Raw genomic sequence first — 25,117 nt, forward strand, 5'->3', positions numbered from 1 at the left:
AGAATACTAGACTTACTCCTACTATTCTGAGGATAGCCTCAGGATAGTAGGGATAGTGAATCGACATGGATCTCGGCCGACCGATCAGCACGGTCATCCCGTCTCTGGATGGCGCTGTCCTGGGCGTGTTGGCGCGGACTACCCGCCTGATCTCCGGGCGGCAGGTGCACCGGCTGGCCGGGACCGGCAGTGAGGCTGGTGTTCGACTTGTCCTCAACCGCCTGAGCAAGACCGGGCTCGTCCACGTCCACGACGCCGGCAACTCGCTTTTGTACACATTGAACCGGCGGCACTTGGCGGCCGCCGCAGTCCTTCAGTTGGCCGACCTACGGCAAAGGTTCATCGCGATTTTGAGCGAGGAAATCGGGCAGTGGGAGGTCCAACCACTGCACGCGAGCCTGTTCGGGTCGGCGGCGCGGGGAGACGGCACGGTCGAGAGCGATGTGGACCTGCTGCTCGTCCGGAGCGACTACCAGGATGAGCTGGATATGCGCTGGCAGGAGCAGCTCGTCATGCTGGCCGAGCTGATCGACGCTCGGACGGGCAACCGCGCCCAGATGTACGACCTCAGCGCGGGCGGCCTCCGCAAACACGTGTCCACTGGAGAGGCGATCGTCGACGAGTGGCGGCGCGACGCGATCACCCTCATCGGCTTCGACTTCCCCGCCCTGCTCCGCAAAATTGCGGTGGCCGAGGGCGATACCTGACGACTCGCGGGCGAGAGGGGAGGTGGGAGCGGATCAGGTGTGGGTGCCGGGGGTGTGGCCGAAGGCGCGGCGGAAGACGTCAATGAAGGCGGAGGCGGAGGACCAGCCGCATTGGTGGGCGACGGCGGTGACCGGGTGGTGTTCGGCTAGGAGGCGGAGGGCCAGGTGGAGGCGGAGTTGGGTTCGCCATTGGGGGAAGGTCATGCCGAGGTCGGTGCGGCAGAGGCGGCTGAGGGTGCGTTCGGAGGCGATGCCTTTGCCGAGGTCGGCGAGGGTGCCGTTGCTGGCCGGGTCTTCGTGCAGGATCGCGCAGACCGCGGCGAGGCGTGGATCGCGGGGGGACGGTAGGTGGGTCGGGCGCTGGGAGGAGTGGCGGAGTTGGTCGAGGAGTACGGCGCGGAGGCGGTCGCGCTCGGCTGCTTCCGCTTGGTCCACGGGGCTGGCTGGGCCGGCGATGGGTTCGTCGTACCGGCCGTCGGTGTAGGCGAGGATGAGCTCGCGCAGGAGTGAGCTGACGACGAGGGCCGACGGGGTCGAGAGGCCGAGGGGGTTGTCCTCGATCGGGAGGGCGACCGCGTGCATGGTGGTTTCGCCGTAGGCGCGGTGCTCGTGCACGGTTCCGGCCGGGAGCCAGATGGCTCGGGTCGCCGGGGCGATCCAGCTGCCCGCGTCGGTGGTCACCGCGAGGAGGCCGCTGCCCGCGTAGATGATCTGGTGGTGCTCGTGCCAGTGCGCGTCGATTCCACCGCCGGCGCGCATCGGGGTGACGCCCGTGGTGGCGGGGAGCAGGGGTTGGCGGATTTCCGGCATACCTTGGCATTTTATCGGAAGTCGGCCAGCCCTCGACTCGACATCATGAATGGAGTGAGGAAGCTCGGCCTGATGGCTGTTGGGCGCGGTTCTCTGGGGGAAACGGCAAATGCGTAAGGACAGCAGATTCGGCCCGGTGTGCGTTCTCGGCTGGGGCGGCTCGGGCCCGCTCGAATTGCTCGAGCCACTGCCATCGGATCTCGACGACGAGCCGCGCGACTGCGAGCAGCCGAAGGACAACCCGGAGCTCGCCACCGCCTGCTGACTGGTCGGTGCCGGAATTCCGCGGGCCTGACATAGGTTCGTCTTGTCATGGCAACGGAACCGCTCGATCGCACCGGTGTCGGACTGCGTTCGAAGCGTGGGCCGGTCCTGCTCGCGGTGATGCTGAGCGTCGGCCTGGTGGCGATCGACGCGACCATCCTGGCGACCGCGGTGCCATCCATCGTCGAGGACCTCGGCGGTTTCACCCAGTTCCCCTGGCTGTTCTCCGTGTATCTCCTGGCGCAGGCGATCTCGGTGCCGATCTACGGCAAGCTCGCCGACCTGCGCGGGCGCAAGCCGATCATGCTGCTGGGGATCGGGTTGTTCGTGCTCGGCTCGGTGCTCTGCGGTTTCGCCTGGAACATGACCTCGCTGATCGTCTTCCGGCTGATCCAGGGTCTCGGCGCCGGCGCGGTGCAGCCGATCAGCATGACCATCGTCGGCGACATCTACACCGTGACCGAGCGCGCGAAGGTGCAGGGCTACATCGCGAGCATCTGGGGGATCGCCTCGTTCGTCGGTCCGACGCTCGGCGGCGTCTTCTCGGACTACCTGTCCTGGCGATGGATCTTCTTCGTGAACGTCCCGCTGGGGGTGGCGGCCGCGTGGATGCTGTATCGCCGCTTCGAGGAGAACGTCCGGCGCGACGGCCGTCCCCGGATCGACTACGCGGGTACGGCGCTGCTGACCGTGGGCGGCACGTTGCTGCTGCTCGGGCTGCTCGAAGGCGGCGTCGTCTGGGCGTGGGACTCGGCCCTCAGCATCGGCATCCTCGGCGTCTCGGTGATCACGCTGACCGCCTTCGTCCTGGTCGAGCGCCGTGCCGTCGAGCCGGTGCTGCCCTTGTGGGTGCTGAACCACCGAGTGCTGAACTCCGCCAACTCCGCCGCGCTGCTGATCGGCGTACTGATGGTCGGCCTCTCGACGTACGTGCCGCTCTACGCGCAAGGCGTGCTCGGGCAGAGTGCGCTGGTGGGCGGATTCGCGCTGGCCGCGATGACGCTGGGCTGGCCGATCTCAGCGTCGCTGGCCGGGCGGTTCTACCTGCGGCTCGGGTTCCGTACGACGATGCTGCTCGGTTCGATCGTGGTGGTGATCGGCTCGGGATTGCTGGTGAGCGTCCGCTCGACCAGTTCGGTGGTCTACCTGGCGCTGGCGTGTTTCGTGATGGGGCTCGGACTGGGTTTCTCGGCCTCACCCGGCATCGTGGCGGCGCAGTCTTCGGTCGACTGGCGGACCCGGGGCGTGGTGACCGGGGCCAACATGTTCGCCCGGTCGGTGGGCTCGGCCGTTGGCGTTGCGGTGTTCGGAGCCGTCGCGAACACGATCGTCGCGTCCCGGCTCAACGGTGACCACGACGATCTGGAGCATCTGTCCGGCGACGTCCTCGACCCGGCCATCCACGGCGTTTACCTCGGCGCGGCAATCGCGGCCGTTCTGCTGATCGTCGCCGTCTCGTTCATGCCCAACCGCGTCACGCCGGCCGAGTGATCACGGCCTGGGAGCGAACAGGGCGACGGCCAGGCTGACGGCGAGCAGGATCACCCAGGTCACCATGGCCCCGCGGCTGAAGACGATCACCTTCGCCTTGACGGTCTCATCCCGGCCAAACTTGGGCCTCAACTTCGCCACCACGGCCACGAGGAGGAGGAACACGAACAGTACGGCGACGCCCTGGGTCCAGCCGTAGCCGAGCGGCATGCCATCGGCCCACACCGAGCGGTAGTGCTCGCGGAGGCTATCGCCGCGTCGTCTCGAGAGGTGGAGGAAACCGGTGGCCGCCCAGATGAGCAGGCCGACGCCTATGTAGCCGCCAGCGCGCTGCCGCAGGTGCTGCCCGAAGGTGATGAGCAGCGTCAACCCGATCCAGGGGCCGGCGCCCCAGCACCAGCCCAGCAGGCGGAGCGCGAGCTCGTCATGCCGGGCCAACCGGCCGATGGTGCCGACCACGTCCTCGATGACGTACTCGTTGTAGAACACACACACCACCACGATGAGGAAGAGCGACGCGGCCGCCAGGCTCCCACCGATCGTCGCCTTGCGCCGTGCAGGGCCAGTCCTCTGCTCAGAGCTCACAGGCGGAACTCTCGCAGCCGTCCGGCTCACTCCTCGGTCGCGGGGTTCTACTTCGGCATGGGCGCGAGTAGGGCAGCAGCGAGGCCGGCGGTGAGCAGAGTAGCCAGGTCCCCATCACCGCGCGGCTCGCGATGACGAGGTGTGCCTTCGTGGTCTCCGCCGGGCGGAACTTGCGCAGCACGACCGTCGACAGGGCGAGGAGGAAGAGGAAGACGAACACCACGAGGAAGCCGCAGGCCCAGCCGAAGCCGAGCGGCCGGCTGTCGGACCAGGCCGCGCCGAACCGTTCCTGATCGGACTCGAGCCGGCCCGGGATGAGTAGGGCCGAACTGGCCGACCAGACGATCAACCCGTGCAGCAGGAGTTCCTTCGTCAGCTGGGTCAGCCGCTCCCTAATGTGGAGGAACAACGTCGCCACGGCCCACGGCGCACCACCCCAGAGCCACCCGATCAGCCGGAGCGCGAACTCGTCGTGGTTGGCGAACCGGCAGAGCTCTCCCACCACGTCGTCCGCGATCCACCCGCCGAACGGCCCGCAGATCACGATGACCACGAAGAACGTGACTGCCGCCCGACGCTGAACCGGTGTCAGCTTGCGGCGTGCGGGTGTTGGCGCGGGCTCCGTCGTCACAGCGGAACTCTCGCAGGCCTCGAGCACCTGGCGGTGGAAGGGGATCGGTCGGCCGGTCGCCGAAAACTGTCGGTGGCGTGAGTAAGGGTGGAGGTCGTCGGCAAAGCCGGTGTGAAAGGGGGAGGCGCGATGGGCGCTCAAGGCGAGGTCTTGGTTGGCGAGGAGCGGGTGCTGCGGCGGTGGACGATGACGCTGGACTGTGCGGATCCGGCGCTGCTCGCGGAGTTCTGGGGTACGGCGCTGGGCTACGTCGAGCCGGGTCCACCCAAGGGCTGGGCCAGTTGGCAGGAGTGGCTGGTCGATCAGGACGTGCCGGAGGACGAGTGGAATGACGGCGCGGCGTTGTCCGATCCGGCTGGGGTGCTGCCGGCGATTTCGCTGTTGAAGGTGCCCGAGGCTCGCGCCGGGAAGAACCGGCTGCACCTCGACCTCCAGGTGAGCGGCGGCCGCGATCAACCCGTCGAGCTGCGGGAACGACGCATCCGGGAGGAGGCCGGGCGTTTGATCGAGGCCGGGGCGAGCGTGGTGGAGGAGTTCCGAATACGTGGTGCACTCGACCACATCTGGATGGCCGATCCCGAGGGCAACGACTTCTGTGTCGTCTGACCTGCCGAGAACTGCGATGGAGGTGAAAGTGGGCGACGTGCCGGTCGATTGTGTTGGGGCGCTGATTCGTGATGCCCGGGGACGGGTCTACGTGCAGCGGCGTACGCGCAATCGGCGGTTGCTGCCGCGCATCTGGGACATCGTCGGCGGGCATCTCGAACCAGGCGAGACGCCCGAGGAAGCACTCGCGCGGGAGATCACCGAGGAGACCGGATGGGTGTTGCGCGAGATCGAGGCGCGGATCGCTGACTGGCAATGGGAGTACGACGGGGTGGTGCGGCGCGAGCTTGACTATCTCGTGACGGTCGACGGCGATCTCGCGGCGCCTCGGCTCGAGGTGGGCAAGCATGACGCGTCCGCCTGGGTCGGGCCGGATGAGCTCGAGCTGTTGATGGTCGGTCGTACGGATGGCGACCGGCGGCTGCTCGACATCGTCGCGCGGGCGGTCCGGTCCATTTGACGGACCGGGTGCGGCTCGAGCCGGTCATAACCGGACATGCGGCGGACCTCCACGCCGTACAAGCGGACCTGTGGGTGGCCCAGTAGCTGCGCGAGGGGTGTGGAGGTCGTGGCGACTGGTCGGGCCGGATGCGGTGTTCGCGTTGGTCGTGATCGGCCCGGACTCCCGCTAGGCGCCCGGCCCGTACGTCGTACCCGCGAACACCCGCATCACCCGACTCCGGCGGACCTGACGAGGGTCCGGCGATACCGGGACACCTCCGGGCAGACGGGCCTGGGACGGTGGACCGGCGGTGGTACGACGTGGTGGGGCGGACGGGCCCGGCGGCGTACCGGTGGTGCGGTGGTGCGTGCCTCTGGTCGAGCGCTCACCTCGCGCTGGGTGACCGTCCAGGCGCGACGGTCACACAGCGGAGTGGCCAGCCGTTGGAGGGCGCTCGTGGTGAGGCGTAACGAGCGGCGCGCTCCCGCGGAAGGTGTTGGCCAGTGAGGTGGTTCTTTGGATCGGCTGGGCGGCGGCGATAACAGGGAGTCAACCGCCCCCCAGCCGGACCGGTGGTGATGCGGTCCGGATCTGAGGAGGGATCCGGACCGCATCAGATGTCCGGGACTGAGGAGTGCCCCGGACCTTCAACCGTGTTCCTGGATGTGAGGAGATCCCAGGAACACCTGCCGCGGTCCCTGAGGAGGACCCGACTGGACTGAGGTCGAACTGGCTGATGCTGGTACTGCTACTGGTGACTGAAGTGGCGCTAGAGGTCGAGGGGAGCCTGCGGTCCGAGCAGGTCGTTCGTGACCCGCAGGCCGGCGAAACGCCGGCGCATGGCCTGCTCGTAGCGGGCGGCGAGCGGTGCGTCGGCGACGTACTGCGCGATCACATGCTCACCGAACCAGACCCGCACCCGGCGTCGGTGCTGTCTTGATGTCAATTCTGCTACAGGCACTGCTCGCTCACCCCGTAACTCTAGGCCGGTTCAACCAGTTGGGATTACTGGTTGTCATGGCAGTAATGGTGCACGCGCCAGGAGTGACCGCTCTAGGACCTGGGAAGGACATCTACAGGACCTCTGGCGGACATCTGCAGGACTGCACCTTGTAGTGAGGCCGGAGTCAAGACAACGTCTCATCTGACGTCAACGGGAGGCATCGATGGCGGGTAGGCACACGCCAAAGACGGTTCTTGCGCATTTGATCTCGCGCAGGGACCAGACCTACTCAGAGATCGTTGCCGAGTTCGTCGAGCTGGGTGGCACCATCACCGAGCGGCATCTGCGTCGTCTCGCCTCTGGCGAGCGCGCAGGTACCACGCCACAGACCCGGCGCACCCTGCAAAAGATGTTCGGAAAGCCGGTCGAGGAACTTCTCGCCCCCTACCAACCGGAACAGGCGGCCACCACGGTGGCGCTGGTCCCGGTGGGCGGCGGGAAGGTCGCGACCGGCAATGAGATGGAGGTACTCGACATGGCTGCCAGCCGTGCGCGGGCTTTTGCCCTCGCGGCCCAGACCGGTCTCGGAAACGAGGCGATGGAGCAGGTCTACGACGATGTGCGACACGTTGCGAAGGCATATCCGCAACGTCCGCTGCCAGAGATCCTCGGCCAGTTGGTCGAGACTCAGGATCTCGTCTTCGCACTGCTCGAGAGCCGGCAGCGGCCGGAGCACCTGCGGCAGCTCTACTTCCTGGGCGGCGTCACCGGCGGTCTGCTGGCGAAGGCCTCCCACGACCTGGGCAACCCGCATGCCGCGCTGACCCAGGCCCGGACCGCCTTCCTTTGTGCGGACAATGCGGACCACCACGGGCTGCGTGCCTGGGTTCGCGGTCTGCAGGCCCTCGTGTCGTACTGGGCCGGCAACCCGCACGACTCGGTCCGCTATGCCCAGCTCGGTGCCGGTTATGCCGAGCAGGCGAACAGCACCACCAGCATCTGGCTGCCGGTGAGCGAGGCCCGCGCCTGGGCCGCGCTGGGTAACGCCGACGCCGCCCGCGCCGCCCTCGAGCGCGCGGAGAACGCGTGGAACAACGTGCAGGGTGACGAGCTGGACGAGATGGGCGGCCTGTGCACGTTCGGCCGCAATCGCCAGCTGTACTACGCGGCCGACGCGCTGGCCTGGTTGCCTGGTGAGGTTGACACGGCGGAGAGCTACTCTCGCCAGGCAGTCGACGCGTACACGGACCAGTCGCACCCTGAATGGGCCTTCGGCGATGCCGCCGGAAGCCAGGCCGCCATGGCGATCGCGCGGATCGCCCACGGGGAGCTGGACGGTGCCGCCGACGCACTCGCGCCCGTTCTCGGGCTGCCGGCCGAGCGGCGGATCAACGGAGTCGTGCACTCCGCCCGCCGGGTTCACCAGGCCCTTCGGCAGTCCGGGCACGCAGCTGATGCCCGTGAACTGCAGGAGGAGATCGAGATGTTCACCAGGACCCCGATTCAGAGCTTCCCCCGGTAGCCGGGCACCGAGGTGTATCCGCTACGCCTCACCGGCGGTGGTGTCTCCCTGCGCGAGTTCAGGCCCGATGATGTCGACGATGTGCTCGGCATCATCGGGGACGACAGGGTGACGAGCTGGCTCTCCTTCGACAGCCGGGACCGTTCCCAAGCGGCAGCGATGGTCAGCACCGTGGTGGCGCGGGCCCAGGAGGTTCCGCGCCAGGAGTACTACCTCGCGGTGACACGCGCGAAGCCGAGCGATGACCGACTGATCGGCTTCGCCCGGCTCGCCCTCGACGGCGTCCAGGCCGCCAAACTCGGTTACGCGATCGCGGCCGATCATTGGGGTCATCGCTATGCCACCGACGCGGTGCGGGCCATGCTGCAGTTCGGCTTCGGCACGCTCGGTCTGCATCGCGTCAGCGCCGCGATCGGCCCGGAGAACCAGTCGTCCATCGCGGTGGTGAAACGCATCGGCCTGACCTACGAGGGCCGCATCCGCCACCACGTCCGCACCAACGGCGAGTGGCGCGACTCCCTGCTCTACTCGATCCTCGACGAGGACTGGGTCCGCGCCGGCAAGTCCGAAGACGTCGGCTGAGTCCACCGGCCGTCACACAGAGTCGGTACTTGCCATCGACAACTGTGTGGCCCCGGCGTACCTTGAATAGCGCTTGAGGTCCAGTCGCCGGGGGGCGACTTCTTGTAGGCAGGCGACACATTCTGACCGGGGGGTTCACGCCATGCGGTATCGAAAGCTGTCCTTGTTGTGCGTGACGAGCATGGCGGCAGCCATGCTCGTCACCGTTCCGGCGGGCTCGGTGAGCGCAAGCTCGGGGCAAGCCGTCACCCAGTCCGACCAGGTCAAACCTGGTATCTCCAAACCTGTCCGTACCTTCCCGAAGGCGAAGGCGAAGAGCACGGCGGTCGGCCTGACCACCGACTCGTCACTCAGCCAGCCATTCCGCACCGGATCGGCCGACCAGGCGCTGCAGGCATCCGAGGCTCCGGTCAACGATGACCTGACCGCGCCGCTGGTGAACTTCGCCGGTATGCAGGGTGGCGGCCCGCCCGACCCGGTCGGCGACGTCGGACCGAACCACTACGTCCAGATGATCAACTCGACGTTCCAGATCTGGAACAAGGACGGCACATCGCCGGCCGGCGGCGGCCCGTTCGCGATCAACTCGTTGTGGACGAGCAACAGCGTCAACGACAACGGCTGTGACACCCAGAACGCCGGCGACCCGATCGTGCTCTACGACCAGACCGTCGATCGCTGGATGCTGGCGCAGTTCACCTCGCCACGCACCGCGCCGTTCGACATGTGCATCGCGTATTCGCAAACGCCGGATCCGACCGGGGCCTTCTTCACGTACTCGTTCCGGCTGAGCGCCAGCCACGACTACGAGAAGTTCGGCATCTGGCCTGACGGTCTCTACATGTCCACGTTCGAAGGCGGCACCAACGGCGCCTACGTGTTCGACCGGGCCGCGATGGTCAGCGGCAGCCCCGCCACCTTCCAGTACTTCGGCAGCGGCGCGGGCGCACTCGGTCCGGGCGTCGGTTCGGGCGGCCGGGTCCGGATGTTCCCGAGCGACTGGGACGGCGTGAACGCGCCATTGCCCGGTGAGCCGAACCACTTCCTGCTTTCCCGTGACACCGACAACGGTCAGGGCGGCACGCAGGACAGCATCGAGATCTGGGACTTCCACGTCGACTGGAACAACTCGGCCAACAGCACCTTCGCACTGGCCGACACCCTGAACACCCAGCCGTTCGACATCAACGTCGGTTGTACCGATGTCGATGGCGACGGCGCTGCCCGCGACTGCATCCCACAGCCCGGCACCACCCAGCAGATCGACGCGCTGCCAGGTCGTCTGATGCACCGGGTCCAGTACCGCAACTTCGGCACGCATGAGGCCATGGTGGCGGTTCAGTCCTCGGTGGATGCCGACGGCAACGACCGGGTAGGCACCCGCTGGTACGAACTGCGCAACACCGGGGCCGGCTGGGGCATTCACCAGCAAGGCACCTACGCGCCATCGGCGACCAACAGCACACCCGATCGCTGGATGGGCTCGGCCGCGATGGACAAGAACGGCAACATCGCCCTCGGCTACAGCATCGTCGACGCGACGAACAACGTCTTCCCGTCGATCGCCTACACGGGTCGCTCGGTCAACGCACCGCTCGGCGCGATGTCGGAGCCGGAGCAGTTCATTGTCAACGGCACCAGTTCGCAGAACTTCGACCGCTGGGGCGACTACAGCTCGATGAACGTCGACCCGGTGGACGACTGCACCTTCTGGTACACCACCCAGCACAGCGGCAACCTGCAGACCCGGATCGCCTCGTTCCGGTTCACCGCTTGCGACCAGACGGATCTGCGGATCACCAAGACCGATTCGCCTGACCCGGTGTACGCCGGGCAGCAGCTCACGTACAACATCAATGTCACCAACGACGGACCGAACACCGCACACGACGTCACGGTCACTGACGTCCTGCCCGCCGGTGTGACCTTCCTGTCCAGCGCTCCGGCCTGCACGAACGCGGCCGGCACGCTCACGTGTGAACTCGGCGAGATCCTGGCGGGTCAGACCGTGCCGCTCACCATCCAGGTGCAGATCCCGGCCAACTTCGCCGGCAGCACGATCTCCAATACGGCCACTGTCAGCGCGGCGGACCAGTTCGATCCGGTCCCCGGCAACAACACGGCCACGGCGGTCACCACGGTCAAGACCGCGGCAGATCTCGCGGTCAGCAAGATCTGTAAACCCGACGTACCCGCACAAGCCGGCACGGACGGCTTCTGCGATATCCACGTCGACAACCTCGGGCCGTCGAACGCCCAGGACGTCGTACTGAAGGACGTGCTGACCTCGGCGACGCCGTTCTCGGTCGTCTCGGTCACCACCACTCAGGGCACCTGCGCGCCCACCAGCTCAGGCCCGGTCACGAGCTTCACTGTCACCTGCAACCTGGGCACGCTCGCGGCGGGCGCTCGAGCCACTATCCGGGTAACCGTCACAGCGGCTGATGTCGCACAGGTCAACGACGTGGCGACGGTGACGAGCTCGACCACCGATCCGAACACGGCGAACAACCAGGCCACCGGCAGGGTCGACTTCTACGGCTCGGCGGATCTCAGCCTGGTCAAGACTGGTCCGGCCACCGTGGTCGCCGGTACCAACCTGACCTACACCATCACCGTGCACAACAGCGGACCGTCCGTCGCGCACGACGTGCTGGTGCAGGATCAGCTGCCGGGCGGCGTCAGCTTCGTCTCGGTCACGCCTTCGCAGGGCACCTGCACCTACGGCCAGCCGACCGCGCGTGACATGCGTTGCGGCCTCGGCAACCTCGCCGCCGGTGCCAGTGCGACCATCACGGTCGTCGGCAAGGTCGCTCCGCAGGTGGCTCCGGGCACGCTGCTCGTCAATGACGCGATCGTGTCCAGCTCCACCGCCGACCCCGATAACGATGACGTCCGCGGCAGCGTGCCGACGACCGTCACCGCATCGGCCGACCTGTCGGTCACCAAGACCGACTCGCCGGACCCGGTGGTCGCGGGCAAGCCGCTGACGTACACCATCACCGCCTCGAACAGCGGGCCGTCGACGGCGCAGGAGGTCATCGTGACCGACACCCTGCCCGCCGGCACCAGCTTCGTCAGCGGTGTGGACGGCAACGGCAACACCGTCTGCACGCTGGTGCAGAACGACCAGGTCGTCTGTGCGTTGGGGGCGCTCGATCCTGGTCAGTCCAAGGTCGTCTTCCTGACCGTTCTGGTCGGACCCTCGGTGCCCAACGGCACAGTGCTGACCAACTCGGTCACGGTCTCGTCGGCCACACCCGACCCGAACGGCGCCAACAACACGGCGACCACGGGCACCACGGTGCGGACCTCCGCCGAGCTCTGGCTCGACAAGCAGGCCTCGCAACGGAGCGGCAACCCGGCTCCGACCGTGATCTACACCTTGGTCGTACACAACGACCAGGGTTGCGAGACCGACGCGCAGTCGACACCGACACCGACCTGCGGTACCGGCGGCCCCTCCGATGCGCAGAACGTCACCGTGGTGGACACCCTGCCGCTTGATCCGAAGAAGCTGGTGGTCCAGTACGTGTCGCCGCAATGTACCTACGTGAAGGCGACCCACAAGGTGACGTGTACGGCGGCGACCGTGCCCGCCGGTGCGACGGTGACCTTCGTGATCGAGGCCCAGGCCGCCGGCAGCGTCCGGACGATCACCAACACCGCCTCACTCACGAGTACGACGCCGGATCCGGTGGCGGGCAACAACACCAACGCCGCCTCCATCGTGGTGAAGGGCGGCACCGGCAGATAGAGGATCGAGGGGCCGTCGCTACTGGATGCCGGTCGTGTAGGTAAGCGGCACCAGTTCGGCGGCCCCGACGATCACCGACACCCCACGCTCCGGGGCGGCCTGGTACCCCGAGACCAGTTCGCCCCGGACCACGTATGCCCCCGCGTCGACCATCACGTGGGCATGGCCGTCCGTGCCGGTCCGGCCTTCCGCCACAACATCGCCCTTCTCGGATCGCACGGTGTACGACGTGTTGGGGCGCGGGACCGGATCGCAGCGCGGGTCGTACACGGGCGGGCGATGCGGACACTGCTCACCGATCTGCGTAACGATGTCCAGCGCCGCTCGACCAGGTCGCGGCTTGATCGTCGTAGTCGGCGTCGGCCAGTCCGTTGGCCCGGTTGTCGGCACAGTGATCGGCCCAGTCGCCGGCGCGGAGGGAGAACCGCTGCCGGCCGGTGTCGGCACAGATGGCGAGGGGCCGCCAGCGGACGTGGTGCCGGAGCAGCCGGCCAACGCCAGCGTGCAGACCGCCATGGCGACAAAGCCTCCCACCATGCACCGAGTTTAGACCCGTGCTGTTCACCGTCCTGCCACGAAAAAACCAGGCCGGAGCCTTGTCAGGACAACCGACCTCTGAGAGATTGCGCGGCATGGTTGATGCGCGCGCGGTGCCGGAGTGGGCCGACAGTGAGGTGCCCGATGAGACCTTGGATCCGCAGGGGGTGTCGCGGCGGAATCTGATCCGCGGTGCGGGCTTGCTGGGGGCGGGTTTCGCGGTCGGGATGCCGGGCACGGCCTCGGCCACGGCGGCGGGCGGTACGTCGTACGGGTCGGGTAATGATCCAGCGCTGGTCTACCTGGTGGGCGATCATCACGTGCACAGCCGGTACAGCCATGACGCGAAGTACGACTTCGGGCAGCTGGCGTTGCGGGGGTCGCAGTTCGGGCTGGACTGGATGGCGTTCACCGAGCACGCGAACTTCGGTCATGCCGACAAGGGCGCGGAGGCCGAGCGGCAGGAGATCCTCAAGGCGCGGGCGGAGAACCCGCGGATGCTGATCTTCCAGGGGCTCGAGTGGTACATCCCGGCGGCCGAACACGGCACCGTGCTGGTCGCGCCCGGTCCGAACGAGGCCGAGCTGCTGCGCCGGTTCGAGCGCGAGTGGGACGGCAAACTGACCGGCCGGGCCGACAGTACGCCGGCCAACGAGGAGCACGCGGTCAAGGCATTGCGCTGGCTGGCCGACCAGAAGCGGGCCGGGTTCGTCGACGACGTGCTGGTGTTCGCGAACCACCCGATGCGACTCGGGATCGACGCGCCGCACGAGCTCCGCGGCTGGCGTGATGCCGTCGCCGGGGTCTGCGTGGGGATGGAAGGCGCGCCTGGTTCGCAAGGGGATGCCGAGCCGGCGTGGGTGGCGTTCCGCGGCGCGACCAACGCGCAGCGCGGGGAGTACGTCAACGCGCCGAGGGCCGACAGCTTCGCGGGTTATCCGGCCGACGCCTATCGAACGTACGGCGGGTTCGACTGGGCCACGGCGACGGTCGGCGGTCTGTGGGACGCGATGCTCGCCGAGGGCAAACTATTCTCGATCACCTCGAACTCCGACAATCATCGGACCATTTGGGACACCTGGCGCGACGGCGTCTTCCCGCCCGGGGAGAACTTCGACTCGCTCGGCTGGAAGCCCTCACCCACCGACAGCGGTACGCCGCAGCCGGGGTCCGACTTCTGGCCCGGGCAGTTCAGCCGGACCCACGTGGGCGTCGAGCGGTATGGCTATCTGGACGTGATGGCCGGTCTGCGGTCCGGCCGGGTCTGGGTCGACCACGGCCAACTGGTCGACGGTATCGACGTACGCCTGGTGCCGGCCGGTTCTAGGGAAAGCCACCGCGGTACGACGCTGGGCGGCAGGCTGTCGGTCCACCGCGGCGAGCGCCTCGAGCTGCGCATCACCGTGACCAGCGCGACCCGGCCGAACTTCCACGGGCTGCTGCCGCGACTCGCTCACCTCGACGTCATCCGTGGGGTCGTGACGGGCAAACCCGCGGATCCCGACGGCTGGAAAGCACCGGATACAAGGGTTTTCGACCAGGTGGACGTGAGCAAGCGAACCGGGACTTACACCGTGCGGATCCCGTTGGGGCGGGCCGAGCGCTCGCACTACGTCCGGGTCCGCGGGAGCGACGGCCGCCGTAACGGGCCGGGTTACCTGGGGCGCGCGATCGACCCGAGCGGGCCGATCCAGCACCCCACGAACGACGGCGATCCGTGGCTCGACACCTGGCTCTACACCAACCCGATCTTCGTGGACGTCCACCGCTGAGTGGGTTCTTGGTGTAGCGGGGACACTGGGGATATGGCCCCTGGTGTGCTCGATCCCGTCCGCGACGGGCTGGCCCGGATGATCATGACCAAGGTCGCCGGCCCGGATCCGCACGCGGCGCGGTTGTTCGTGCACGAGAGTCCGGGCGAGCGGTGGTTCGCGCCGGACCGCCCGATTCGCCGTGTGCATGGGGATGCGTCGATGTTCGTCGGCGGATTGCGCGCGCTGTTGCTGCAATCGTTGCACCCGCTCGCGATGGCGGCCGTGTCGGCTCACTCGGGCTATCGCGGCGATCCGTGGGGCCGCTTACAACGGACTAGCTACTTTCTCGCGATCACGACGTACGGCGCGGCCGCTGATGCCGAGGCGGCGGTTGAACGCGTGCGGGCCGTCCACGAGCGCGTGCGCGGCACGAGTCCGGATGGCGTTAAGTACGTCGCGTCCGACCCGCATCTGCTCAAGTGGGTGCACGTCGCGGAGGTGGACAGCTTCCTCGCGGCACACCAGCGGTACGGCGTGAACCCGCTCGACGCTCTCGGGCGCGACGGCTATGTGGCCGATATGGCTCGGGTGGCTCGCGCGTTGGGCGTGGTGGATCCGCCTGAGACCGAGGCGGAACTACGCGAGGCGCTGGCGTCGTACCGGCCGGAGTTGCGCGGTACGGCTGCGGCACGGGAGACGGCTCGCTTCATGTTGGTGCATCCACCGGTGCCACTGTTCGCCCGTCCGGCGTACGGCGTCCTCACCGCGGCAGCCGTTGGCCTGCTGCCGTGGTGGACCCGCTGGCCGCTACACCTGCCGTACTTGCCGTTGGCCGAGGCCACGTTGGTCCGGGCCTCTGGCACTGCTCTGACCAGCACGATCCGCTGGGCCCTCACCTCACCGACGCTCTGACGCTTTCGTCAGGTGGAGTACGGCGGCTTGGGCGGGGGCGAGGGTTGGCATGGGAAGGCCGAGGGTGGTGAGGATGGCGCCGGGGATGGTGATGCCGTCCGTGTACCAGGTGGGCTCGGCGATCTCGTGGAGCTTTGGCAGGCCCAGTTCCGTGCGTACGCGGACCTGGTAGACCTGTGCCGGGTCTAGGCCGGGGAAGGTGATTCGGCCGGACTGGGCGGCACCACTCGTACCTAGTCGGGCCCACGTGTAGACGGCCTCGGTACGGTCTGGCGCGACTACACCCGACAGGAGAGTCTCTGAATCGAGTACGTCGGCCCGGACCGTCGTACCGCCGTGTAGGAGCGGGCGTAGTTCCCGGTAGAGGCTGGTCCAGGCTTTGAGTGTTTCTAGTTCCTCTGCCGTGCAAGAGGTTAGGTCCCATTCAAGGCCGGCATGACCGAACAGTGCTGTCGCCAACCGGAACGACAGGTCGGTAGTGCGATGAGTCGTGTGAGCCGTCGCAGGTCCTACGTGACCGCCTACCAACTCAGGCGGTAGCAGCAGACCCGTCCAGCGCTGGATCGATTGGCGCTCGACCGGGTCGTTGCAGTCCGAGGCCCAGACCCGATGCGTCCGCTGGAGGATCCCGAGGTCGACCCGGGCACCACCGCTCGCGCAGGACTCGATCTCCAACGCGGGATGACGAGCGATCAGTTCGTCCAGCAAGGCGTAGAGGGCCTTGGTCTGCCGATGTACGCCGGGCCCACCGTTGGAGACGGCCTCGTGCAGATCGCGATTGTGGTCCCACTTGAGGAAGTCAATGCGGTACTCGGTGACCAACGCGTCAAGGCGCTCGAGCAGGTACGCCGACGCCTCCGGGTTGGCCAAGTCGAGCACGTACTGGTTCCGCCAAGGCACCGGCGTCCCGGCCTCGGGCGCGAGCAGCCAGGACGGGTGTTCGCGGACGAGGTCGGAGTCGAGGTTGACCATCTCCGGCTCGACCCAGAGGCCGAACTGCATGCCGAGGGCGTGGACGCGATCAACCAGCGGCCCGAGTCCCTTCGGCCAGACGTCCGGGTCGACCCACCAGTCACCGAGGCCGGCGTGATCGCCACGCCGCCCGGCGAACCAGCCGTCGTCCAGGACGAACCGCTCGACGCCGATCTGCGCGGCCCGTTCCGCGAGCGCGGTCAACCGGTCGAGGTCATGGTCGAAGTAGACCGCCTCCCAGGTGTTCAGCACGAGCGGACGCGGGCTCGACGGGTGCGCGGCGAAGGCCCGCACGTGCGAGTGGAGGCGTTCGCTCAGACCGTCGAGACCGTCGGCAGACCAGACGAAGACCAGATCCGGACTGCGATAGGTGTCGCCTGCCGCGAGGCGGATCTCGCCCGCGCGCAGCAGCTCGCCACCACCGAGGATCGAGCTGTTGGCGCCGGCGCCTTCGGGTAGACGCTCGACGACGTACTCCTGGTCGCCGCTCCACGCCACATGCGCGGCCCAGACCTCACCACTGCGGAAACCGAAGCCGGGTGTGCCGACCACGGTCAGGAGTGCCGCGTCGTGCCCGGTCCGGCCGCGGCGTACGGCCCGGCGGTGGGCGCCGTCGCGGACCGGCGTGCGCTGAGGCGATCGCTCGCGGCACCACTTGCCAGTGAGGTCGAGGATCTCGCTCGCTCGTTCTGGCAGAGGCAGCAATAGGCGAAGCTCGGCCAGGTCGTACAGGCCGTCGCCGCTTGCGCGATGGACCTCCGCGTTGGCCGTCAGGACGCCGTACCGGTCGAGGCGATAGCTCAGCGTCAGCTCGAGCCCAGTGGTGGCGTCGGCCAGGCGTACGACCAAGGCTGCCGTGTCCAGGTCGTACGACGTGAGGGAGAAGCGGGGCGTGGTGTTGGTACCCGCCAGGTGGCCGGCGAGACCGGGACTGCCGGACCAGCCTTCGGCCTCAGTGGGGAGCAGGGCGAAGCGGCGGGGGCGATCCAGCGAGCTGTTGAGCACGGGCGGATCGGCGGTCGCGGCGATGGCGGCCAGACCGGACTCGTCCAGCTCGCCGGGGTCGGCACCCCAGTGCAGCAGCCGGGGTGAGCCGGATGGTGGGACGTCGAAGATCGCGGCCACACCCGCGGACCGCAACTGGACGACTTCCGGCATACGTGCCTCACCCCGTTCGTAGATACTTGACGATGTTAATAAACCATCCTTAGGGTTGGCGCGGCAACCCGTTTGTGCGCAGTCACGCCGGGGGCCGGAGCCGGTCGGTCCCGAACTCGTCTGTTCGCGGACCGGCCGATCGTCGCCGTGGGCCGCACCACTGCGGAGAGCCACGGCCGGGTCCGCTGCCCTGGCGCCCGGACGTGGTGGTGAGTTGGTCCGCGGTGACGATCTCCGGAGGCTTGAGGAAGGGGTGGGATGTCGACAAATCGCTCTATCCGCCTCTTCCGTATGCCCAGCCGTCCAGAGGGCCTCACGGCTTGTAGTTTGTTCACCGTGAAGCGGCCCTGGTTCGGAACTGCGCGATTCGGCTGTGCGCGATTCGGCTGTGCGCGATTCGGAGGGGCGCGATGAGAACCGCGCCGCGCCTGCCCTTGGCGACGCCGGCCGCGGTCGAGGTGCTCACCCGGATCCTGACCCAGGGACCGATCGCGCGGGTGGAGATCGCCCGCCGGACCGGACTGTCGCAGGCCGCCGTGACGAAGGCCGTCGCGCCGCTGGTCGAGGCGGGGTACGTCGTGGACTCGCCGGGCAGTCGCGAGGACACGGTCATCGGCCGGCCGGTCAGCCCGCTGGCGGTGGTGGCGGAAAGTGTCGCGGCGATCGGGATCAAGGTCACCCCGAGCGAGCTCATCGGTGTCGTGACCGACCTCCAGGCCAACATCCAGACGGTCCTCCACAAACCCCTTGCCGAGAAGTCCCCTGAGTCAGTTCTCGACCAACTCGCCATCCTTGTCGACGAACTACTTGGCGGGGGCGAGCAGGGGACTCATAATCCCTTGGTCGCAGGCTCGAGCACCTTGGCTGGAGTCGGGGTCGCGGTTTCGGGGGATGTGGACGCGGTTGCCGGGGTGGTTCGGCATTCGGCGTTCATGGGTTGGCGGGATCTGCCGTTGGCGGCGTTGCTGACCGAGCGGATCGGGCTGCCGGTGGTGGTGTCGAACGACGTACGCGCGTTGACCGTGGCCGAGCACTGGTTCGGCGTCGGGGTGAACGCGAACTCGTTCGCCATCGTCACGATCGGCTCGGGCGTTGGCTGCGGGCTCTACCTGAACGGCGATGTCGTCGCGGGCGCGCATGGTGTCGCCGGCGAGATCGGCCATCTGCCATTGGCGCCCGACAACCTGGTATGCACCTGCGGCCGTCATGGGTGTGTCGAGACCGTCGCCTCTTCGGACGCGATTCTGGCCCGCGTCCGGGAGGACACCGGGCGGGCCGACCTCGATCTGGCCGGGGCGGTCGACCTGGCGCATGCGGGCGACGAGTTGGCCCGGGCCGCGTTCGACCGGGCCGGGCAGGTGATCGGTTCGGCCCTCGCCGCGATGGTCAACCTGGTTGGGCCCGAATTGGTCGTGATCGCGGGCGAGGGCGTGGCGGACTACGACCTGTACGACCACCGGATCCGCTCGGCCTTTGCCGAACACGCCTTCGGAGCGGCCGCCGACTGCGAGCTGACGATCCGCTCGCACACCTTCGACGACTGGGCCCGCGGCGCCGCAGCCGCCGTCATCCGCTCCTTCGTCCGCACCGAACCCCCGTTCTAACGCCAGTCGCCAACGTCCGAGAAACCCGCAGGTGGGGGCTCCTCGGACGGGCGTCAATCCGGGTCAGCTGCGGGCGGCGGCGAGGATCTTGCGCCAGACCTTGCGGTACGACTCCAGGCCGTCTTCGGCGAGGGGGCCGTTCGGTCCGGCGGTGATCGCGACGCGCTCGGGGATGGTGCCCCAGACCGGGATGCCCTCCTCGGCGTACGCCGCCATCGCGTCCTGGTACGACCTCGTGAAGGTACGGGCCGAGCAGATCACCACGCCGACCGGGGTGCCGTCCGGAACCATGTCGAGCACTGCCCTGACTCGGGGTGTCTCGACGCCGCCGATGCGGGTCGGGATGAGCACGATCCGCGCCCGCTCGATCGCCTTGATCAGCAGCCGCTCGTGCGACGGCGGCATATCGACGACGCCGATGCCCTCCGGTGGAACCTTGTCGAGCGCCTTGGTCAGCAGGCGCTCGGTCGGGGCCTCGGCGATCTCGATCCGGGCCAGGTGGTCATCGTCGGAATCTGCGATCCAGTCCGCGGCGCTACCTTGCGGATCGGCGTCGACAATGGTGGCCGTACGGCGGTTCGAGGATGCCAGCGCGGCGAGGTACACCGACGTGGTTGTCTTCCCGACCCCGCCCTTCAGTGCAGCTGTCACGATGATCATGGGACGACGCTACCCGGTCCAACCCGATTTCCGGCGTGTCTTCGGCGTTGCTCACGGGCCCCGTGATAATTGCCCCCAGCCCCTAAGCCGCCCACCACCCCGAATCTCCAGCGGACGAGGGCCCTCAACCCCACGCTTCCACAGCCCACGATCGGCCCCTGAAGGGCAACCCGGGGCAACCTCGGGGCAGCTTCGGGCGGGTCGGTGTATACGAGCAAACGCCCACTCCCGCTGAACTACCGTTGGCGCCCGGAAAGGGTGCACATGGGCAACGAAATCGTCAGATTCGCCGAATACCGGCTCTACGACGCAAAGAAGATAGACGCCAGCAACGCGATGATGGGCCTGCTGGCGGGGGCACAGATGGCCTCGCACCTCCTACAGCTCACCGAGGGCTCAGAGACGCGACTTCCGGACGTATTTCCACAGGTTCAGCACGTCAAGCCGTTCAACGTGCCAACCGAAACTGTCCGGCAGGTCCTCCAGTCCGCCGACAACCACCTCGGTGCGATTAGCGTGCCTTACTCGCTGGAGCTCCACGAGGATTTCCTCAAGACCTGCGTCGACCTCTTGGTGCGAGGCCGCATGATGACACCGGCTCAGGCACTCAGCAAAACCACTTTGGCGGTCCTCCACAGCGCGATCGAGGAGGCCACGGGCGAATCGTTCAGTCCAGACAGCATCATTCAGGTCGACACCCTGCGGCTGATGCGGAGTTGCATGATCCACAACGGTGGCCGCGCCGACCAGGCGCTCGTGGACCAGATCGGCCGTTGGACGCCCAGTGCCGAGGCGCGCTGGGTCAAGCTGACAAAGAGTTCGCTTCGCGGTCTGGCGGTCGGAGATCCCGTCCAGTTCGGCCATGCGGAACTGATCCTCTGCCTCGCTGTCACCAAGTCACTCGCGCGACAGGCGAACCGGATTCTGCGCGATGCGCTACCGCGACCGCTGTGGGCAACGATGGTTGTTGAGGACGTGCTGTCCGAGCATCCGCGGTCGAGTCCGCACCAGCTCGAGCGGTTGGTCTACGGCCAGGCGCGCCGCCACTACAAGCCGCTGCAGCTGACTGAAGCCGAACTGAGCACAGCGATCGCCGCACGCTGAATCCGCCGGCACAAACGAACGATGGGCCGCCTTGGCGACCCATCGTTGTGTGAAATGAGGCAGTGGCTACTTGCCGAGCCAGGCGTCTACCTTTGGGCGGTTGGCGTCGACCCATTTCTTGGCCGCGGCGTCGGCGGTGAGTTTGTCTTCGGCGATGTACTTGGCGACCTGGTTCTGGTCGTCGTTGGTCCAGGTGAAGGCCTTCACGAGGTTGTACGCCGGGCTGCCCGCGTCCGCGAACTTCTTGCTGACGATCTTGTCCAGCTTGTAATCGGGGTAATCGCAGGCGACCTTCGCCGGAGTGGCGTCGCAGCCCGCGGTGTAAGGCGGCAGGTCGACCTTGACCAGTTTGAGCTCGTTGAACAACCATTGCGGCTCGTAGAAGTACCCGATCAGCGGCTTCTTCTGCTTCTCCGCTTGGCGGAACGCCTGGATCAACGCCGTCTCGCTCCCGGCGTACACGACCTTGAAATCGAGTTTGAGGTTCTTCACCAAGGCCTCGTCGTTCGTCACGAACGACGGGTCGCCATCGAGCAATTGGCCCTTGCCGCCGGATTCGGAGGTCTTGAATGTCGCGGCGTACCGGTTGAGGTTCTTCCAGTTCTTCAGCTCGGGCTTCTCGGCGGCGAGCCACGGCGGCAGGTACCAGCCGATGATGCCGGTGTTGCCCGTCGGCCCGGCCTCGACCGCGACCTTCTGGTCGGTGATGTACTTCTTCTTGAGGTCCTCGTGACCCCAGTTCTCCAGGACGGCGTCGATCTCACCGGTGGCAAAACCCTGCCAGGCGATCTCCTCCTTGAGGTCCTTCTTCACCACCTTGCAGCCGAGATCCTTCTCCGCGACGTACGCGAAAACAGCCGCGTTCGCCTCGTAGCCGACCCACGGGCTGACCGCCAGGTTGACCGTGCCGCAGTCCTTGCCGGCGGGAGCCGCGGCACCCGGGTCCTCGATCTTCGCGCCACCACAACCGGCGACGGCCAGCGTCAGCACGGTGAAAAGGCCCGCGGCCCTTAGCTTCGCAACCACTTCTTCTTGTCTCCTCTGGATTCGGCCGGGCCCGCGGCAGTACGGCGGGCCGCGGCCTGGGTGATGCGGTCGAGCAGGACACCAAGCAGCACGATCGCGAGACCGGCGGCCAGTCCCTTGCCGTAGAGCTCGCTCTGCGAGAACCCGGCCGATACGTCGTACCCGAGGGCGCCGGCGCCGACCAGGCCACCGACCACCACCATCGACAGAACATAGATCAGGCCCTGGTTCGCCGCGAGCGTGATCGCCCGGCGCGCGACGGGAAGTTGCACCTTGGTGACCACTTGCCAGGCGCTGGAACCGGCCGACGTGGCCGCCTCCACGGTCGCGGCCGGCACCGCGCGGATGCCGTCGGCAACGATCTTGCTGGTCACCGGTACGGCGAAGACGACCGCAGCAGCGATCGCCGTGAACCGGCTGGTCCCGAACAACGCCAGGAACGGCACCAGGTAGACGAAAGCGGGCATGGTCTGACCGGCATCCAGGGCCGGGCGCAACCAACTGTCGACCTTCCGGCTGCGACCCATCCACACGCCGAGAAGGATGCCCACGGCAACCACCACGGTCGTCGCGAGCAGGGTCGACGCCAGCGTCACCATCGCGTCCTGCCAGACACCCGTGCCGACCAGCAGCCCGAGGCACACCGCCGCCGGGATCGCACCGCGCAGACCACCGACGAGCCAGGCGAACGTCACCACGACCGCGAAAACGAGCCACCAGGGCGATCCGGTCAGCAGCGACTCGACTGGATTGAGTACGCCGTTCGTCACGCCATCGCGGACGCCGTACGTGAACGACCCGAACCGCTCCAGGAACCAGGTGGACGTCGAATCCGCCGCCACCGCAATCCGCGAACCGAGCTCGCCGGAGGTGGGGAATTCGGCCGCCCAGAGGTACGTCCGGGAGTACCAGATCGCCACCAGCACGACGAGCCCACCGATACCGAGGAACACCTTGCGCCGGGTCGACGCCGGTCGCGGCACGCGTGCGCCGGCCGCGGTGGTGGCTCGGTCGAGCACGATGGCCAGTACGACGATCGCGAGGCCGGCGTTGAACGCGACCCCGACGTCCAGCGTCTGCAGGGCCTTCAGCACGGTCTTGCCGAGTCCGGGCGCATCGATCAGCGCGGCAATCGTCACCATCGACAACGCCGCCATGATCGTCTGGTTGACCCCGACCACGACCGTGCTGCGGGACATCGGCAGCAACACCTTCGTCAACGTCTGCGCACCGGTCGAACCGAGGGAGCGAGCCGCCTCGACGCTCGCCGGGGAGACCGACCTGATCGCGTGGGCCGTCAGCCGGACCGCGGGCGGCGCCGCGTAGATCAAGGTGGCGATCGTGGCCGCCGCCGGGCCGATCGCGAAGACCAGCGTCAACGGCGCGAGATAGACGAACGTCGGCATCGCCTGCATCAGGTCGAGCACCAACGAGACGACGCGATAGACCCGATCGGACAAACCCGCCCAGATCCCCACCGGAATCGCGACCAGCAATGCCAGACCCACCGCCGCGAGCGTCAGCGCCAGCGTGTCCATGCTCTCCTGCCACAACCCCTGCAGGCCGACGAACACGAGCCCCGCGGCGGTCAGCAGCGCAACTCGCCAGGTACCGAAGGCCCAGGCGACGTACGACGCGAGGGCGACGACGCCGAGCCACCCGAGCGCGGGCACGGGCCGGCCGAACGACGGTTGCGAGATCAGCGCCTGCAGCAGCGTGACGAGCTCATCGATGACGACGCGGATCGCGGTGAAGAAGGCGTTCCGGTCCGGCCCGGTCTGATCGCGGATATCCGTCAGCCAGCGGTGCAGCGGCGTCGTCTCCTGGCCGCCGAGCTCGAGCGTGTGGATCCCGCGGAAGACCAGGAACAGCAGCACCCAGCACAGCAGCAGCACCCCGACGACGTAGATCCGGCGCGGTCGGGGCATGCGGACCTGCAGGGAACCGGTGATCGCGGCCATCAGGCTCCCGCGACCACGGCGAGGATTTCCTCCCCGCCGACGACGCCGAGCAGTACGCCGTTCGCGACGACCTTGACGGGGCGGTCGGCGCCTAGGACGGCTCTCGTCGCCTCACGGACCACCACGTCCGGGCCGAGCTCAGGCCCGTCCAAGAGGTCGTCACTGGTCGGTGCGCGCATGATCCAGCGCAGGGTGAGTACGTCGGCCTTGGACACGTCTCGGACGAACTCGCGGACGTAGTCGTCGGCCGGGCGCCCAACCAGCTCTGCGCCGGTGCCGAGCTGTACGGCGGCTCCGTCGCGCATGAGCAGGATCCGGTCGCCCAACTTCAACGCCTCGGTCAGATCGTGCGTGACGAACACCATGGTCTTCCCGACCTCCTGGTGCAGCCGGACGACCTCGCTCTGCATCTCCCGCCGGATGAGCGGGTCCAGTGCCGAGAAGGGCTCGTCGAACAACATGACGTCCGGGTCGCCTGCAAGCGCCCGGGCCAGGCCGACGCGCTGCTGCATACCTCCGGAGAGCTCCTCCGGGTAGAGCTGCTCTGAGCCGGCCAAACCGACTAGCTCGATCACCTCTTGGGCACGGCGCCGTCGGTCGGACTTGTTCTCCCCGCGGACCTCTAGCCCGTAGGAGACGTTGTCGATGACTCTGCGGTGCGGGAGCAGCCCGAAGTGCTGGAAGACCATCGAGAACTTGCTCCGGCGTAACTCCCGCAGACGCTTCTCGTCGGCCGCGCGAAGATCCTCGCCCTCGAAGAACAACCCGCCCGCCGTCGGCTCGATCAACCGGGTCAGGCAGCGCACCAGCGTCGATTTGCCCGAGCCGGACAGGCCCATCACGACAAAAACCTCACCCGGCGCGACGTCGAAACTGAGGTCGTGCACGGCCGCCGTACAGCCGGTCTTGAGCTTCAACTGGCGCCGGTCGAGGCCGGCCAGGTCGGGACGCCGCGGTACCCGGGCAGCCTTCGGCCCGAACACCTTCCACAGTCCCTGAACGGAGATGGCGGGTTCGGACGCCGACGGTGCGTCGGCGGGGTACTCGAGCTGTGCGGTCACTGCTGCTCCAGGCCTCGCTGGCGGTCGT

22 protein-coding genes are annotated in these 25,117 nt (G+C 67.6%); 12 read left to right on the top strand and 10 right to left on the bottom strand.

Annotated elements, in window-relative coordinates:
* Nucleotides 1-65 precede the first annotated feature (65 nt).
* A complete protein-coding gene (locus OG394_RS25530) occupies nucleotides 66-707 on the top strand; it encodes a nucleotidyltransferase domain-containing protein (protein WP_328989601.1) in 642 nt (213 codons plus the stop codon).
* Between the two features lie 33 nt (nucleotides 708-740).
* Here OG394_RS25530 and OG394_RS25535 read toward each other — a convergent pair whose 3' ends face one another.
* Nucleotides 741-1,517: an AraC family transcriptional regulator gene (locus OG394_RS25535; RefSeq protein ID WP_328989602.1), complete on the bottom strand. Its 777-nt coding sequence runs from the start codon at nucleotides 1,515-1,517 to the stop codon at nucleotides 741-743.
* Between the two features lie 109 nt (nucleotides 1,518-1,626).
* Here OG394_RS25535 and OG394_RS25540 point away from each other — a divergent pair, with 109 nt between their 5' ends.
* Together OG394_RS25540 and OG394_RS25545 are read left to right on the top strand one after the other, a co-directional pair.
* Nucleotides 1,627-1,782 (top strand): hypothetical protein, encoded by a 156-nt coding sequence (locus OG394_RS25540; RefSeq protein WP_328989603.1) that lies wholly within the window; start codon nucleotides 1,627-1,629, stop codon nucleotides 1,780-1,782.
* 47 nt (nucleotides 1,783-1,829) lie between these two features.
* On the top strand, nucleotides 1,830-3,272 hold the full coding sequence (locus OG394_RS25545; protein ID WP_328989604.1) for an MDR family MFS transporter: 1,443 nt from the start codon (nucleotides 1,830-1,832) through the stop codon (nucleotides 3,270-3,272).
* Here OG394_RS25545 and OG394_RS25550 read toward each other — a convergent pair whose 3' ends face one another.
* Together OG394_RS25550 and OG394_RS25555 are read right to left on the bottom strand one after the other, a co-directional pair.
* Nucleotides 3,273-3,857, bottom strand: coding sequence for a hypothetical protein (locus tag OG394_RS25550; protein ID WP_328989605.1), 585 nt, complete (start codon nucleotides 3,855-3,857; stop codon nucleotides 3,273-3,275). It lies immediately after the preceding gene.
* On the bottom strand, nucleotides 3,847-4,488 hold the full coding sequence (locus OG394_RS25555) for a hypothetical protein (RefSeq protein ID WP_328989606.1): 642 nt from the start codon (nucleotides 4,486-4,488) through the stop codon (nucleotides 3,847-3,849). Before OG394_RS25555 ends, OG394_RS25550 begins: the two co-directional genes overlap by 11 nt.
* Nucleotides 4,489-4,617: 129 nt before the next feature.
* Between OG394_RS25555 and OG394_RS25560 the strand changes: the two genes are divergently transcribed.
* Both OG394_RS25560 and OG394_RS25565 read left to right on the top strand, forming a co-directional pair.
* The gene (locus tag OG394_RS25560; RefSeq protein ID WP_328989607.1) at nucleotides 4,618-5,094 is read left to right on the top strand and encodes a VOC family protein; all 477 of its coding nucleotides are present in this window, start codon (nucleotides 4,618-4,620) and stop codon (nucleotides 5,092-5,094) included.
* Nucleotides 5,095-5,122: 28 nt separating this feature from the next.
* A complete protein-coding gene (locus tag OG394_RS25565) occupies nucleotides 5,123-5,554 on the top strand; it encodes an NUDIX hydrolase (protein WP_328989608.1) in 432 nt (143 codons plus the stop codon).
* A gap of 751 nt (nucleotides 5,555-6,305) precedes the next feature.
* Here the strand turns inward: OG394_RS25565 and OG394_RS25570 are convergent.
* The gene (locus tag OG394_RS25570; protein ID WP_328996929.1) at nucleotides 6,306-6,455 is read right to left on the bottom strand and encodes a hypothetical protein; all 150 of its coding nucleotides are present in this window, start codon (nucleotides 6,453-6,455) and stop codon (nucleotides 6,306-6,308) included.
* Between the two features lie 247 nt (nucleotides 6,456-6,702).
* Here OG394_RS25570 and OG394_RS25575 point away from each other — a divergent pair, with 247 nt between their 5' ends.
* The 3 genes from OG394_RS25575 to OG394_RS25585 all read left to right on the top strand — a co-directional run bounded on the left by OG394_RS25575 (nucleotide 6,703) and on the right by OG394_RS25585 (nucleotide 12,340).
* On the top strand, nucleotides 6,703-8,001 hold the full coding sequence (locus OG394_RS25575; protein ID WP_328989609.1) for an XRE family transcriptional regulator: 1,299 nt from the start codon (nucleotides 6,703-6,705) through the stop codon (nucleotides 7,999-8,001).
* A gap of 12 nt (nucleotides 8,002-8,013) precedes the next feature.
* Nucleotides 8,014-8,583, top strand: a complete 570-nt coding sequence (locus tag OG394_RS25580; protein ID WP_328989610.1) for a GNAT family N-acetyltransferase — start codon at nucleotides 8,014-8,016, stop codon at nucleotides 8,581-8,583.
* Between the two features lie 142 nt (nucleotides 8,584-8,725).
* Nucleotides 8,726-12,340, top strand: a complete 3,615-nt coding sequence (locus OG394_RS25585; protein ID WP_328989611.1) for a COG1361 S-layer family protein — start codon at nucleotides 8,726-8,728, stop codon at nucleotides 12,338-12,340.
* Nucleotides 12,341-12,358: 18 nt separating this feature from the next.
* Here OG394_RS25585 and OG394_RS25590 read toward each other — a convergent pair whose 3' ends face one another.
* Nucleotides 12,359-12,877 carry a hypothetical protein gene (locus OG394_RS25590; RefSeq protein WP_328989612.1) on the bottom strand — a complete coding sequence of 173 codons (519 nt, stop codon included), beginning with the start codon at nucleotides 12,875-12,877 and terminating at the stop codon, nucleotides 12,359-12,361.
* A 95-nt stretch (nucleotides 12,878-12,972) separates the two neighbouring features.
* On the opposite strand from OG394_RS25590, the gene OG394_RS25595 reads away from it, so the two are divergent.
* Together OG394_RS25595 and OG394_RS25600 are read left to right on the top strand one after the other, a co-directional pair.
* Nucleotides 12,973-14,649, top strand: coding sequence for a PHP domain-containing protein (locus OG394_RS25595; RefSeq protein ID WP_328989613.1), 1,677 nt, complete (start codon nucleotides 12,973-12,975; stop codon nucleotides 14,647-14,649).
* 33 nt (nucleotides 14,650-14,682) lie between these two features.
* Nucleotides 14,683-15,543 (top strand): oxygenase MpaB family protein, encoded by an 861-nt coding sequence (locus OG394_RS25600; RefSeq protein ID WP_328989614.1) that lies wholly within the window; start codon nucleotides 14,683-14,685, stop codon nucleotides 15,541-15,543.
* Here the strand turns inward: OG394_RS25600 and OG394_RS25605 are convergent.
* Nucleotides 15,529-17,673: an alpha-galactosidase gene (locus OG394_RS25605; RefSeq protein WP_328989615.1), complete on the bottom strand. Its 2,145-nt coding sequence runs from the start codon at nucleotides 17,671-17,673 to the stop codon at nucleotides 15,529-15,531. The genes OG394_RS25600 and OG394_RS25605 overlap by 15 nt on opposite strands.
* Nucleotides 17,674-18,083: 410 nt before the next feature.
* On the opposite strand from OG394_RS25605, the gene OG394_RS25610 reads away from it, so the two are divergent.
* Nucleotides 18,084-19,277, top strand: coding sequence for an ROK family transcriptional regulator (locus OG394_RS25610; protein ID WP_328989616.1), 1,194 nt, complete (start codon nucleotides 18,084-18,086; stop codon nucleotides 19,275-19,277).
* 63 nt (nucleotides 19,278-19,340) lie between these two features.
* On the opposite strand, the gene OG394_RS25615 is transcribed toward OG394_RS25610, so the two are convergent.
* Nucleotides 19,341-19,937 carry a ParA family protein gene (locus OG394_RS25615; RefSeq protein ID WP_328989617.1) on the bottom strand — a complete coding sequence of 199 codons (597 nt, stop codon included), beginning with the start codon at nucleotides 19,935-19,937 and terminating at the stop codon, nucleotides 19,341-19,343.
* Nucleotides 19,938-20,201: 264 nt separating this feature from the next.
* Between OG394_RS25615 and OG394_RS25620 the strand changes: the two genes are divergently transcribed.
* Nucleotides 20,202-21,041, top strand: coding sequence for a hypothetical protein (locus tag OG394_RS25620; protein ID WP_328989618.1), 840 nt, complete (start codon nucleotides 20,202-20,204; stop codon nucleotides 21,039-21,041).
* A 66-nt stretch (nucleotides 21,042-21,107) separates the two neighbouring features.
* On the opposite strand, the gene OG394_RS25625 is transcribed toward OG394_RS25620, so the two are convergent.
* The 3 genes from OG394_RS25625 to OG394_RS25635 are packed head-to-tail and all read right to left on the bottom strand — an operon-like array spanning nucleotide 21,108 to nucleotide 25,089.
* Nucleotides 21,108-22,067, bottom strand: a complete 960-nt coding sequence (locus tag OG394_RS25625) for an ABC transporter substrate-binding protein (RefSeq protein ID WP_328989619.1) — start codon at nucleotides 22,065-22,067, stop codon at nucleotides 21,108-21,110.
* Entirely contained in the window at nucleotides 22,052-24,028 is a 1,977-nt protein-coding gene (locus OG394_RS25630) for an ABC transporter permease (RefSeq protein WP_328989620.1), read from the bottom strand. Before OG394_RS25630 ends, OG394_RS25625 begins: the two co-directional genes overlap by 16 nt.
* Nucleotides 24,028-25,089: a quaternary amine ABC transporter ATP-binding protein gene (locus tag OG394_RS25635; RefSeq protein WP_328989621.1), complete on the bottom strand. Its 1,062-nt coding sequence runs from the start codon at nucleotides 25,087-25,089 to the stop codon at nucleotides 24,028-24,030. The genes OG394_RS25630 and OG394_RS25635 overlap by 1 nt, the downstream gene beginning before the upstream one ends.
* Between the last annotated feature and the right edge of the window lie 28 nt (nucleotides 25,090-25,117).

The sequence above is a fragment of the Kribbella sp. NBC_01245 genome (assembly GCF_036226525.1).
GTDB lineage: Bacteria > Actinomycetota > Actinomycetes > Propionibacteriales > Kribbellaceae > Kribbella.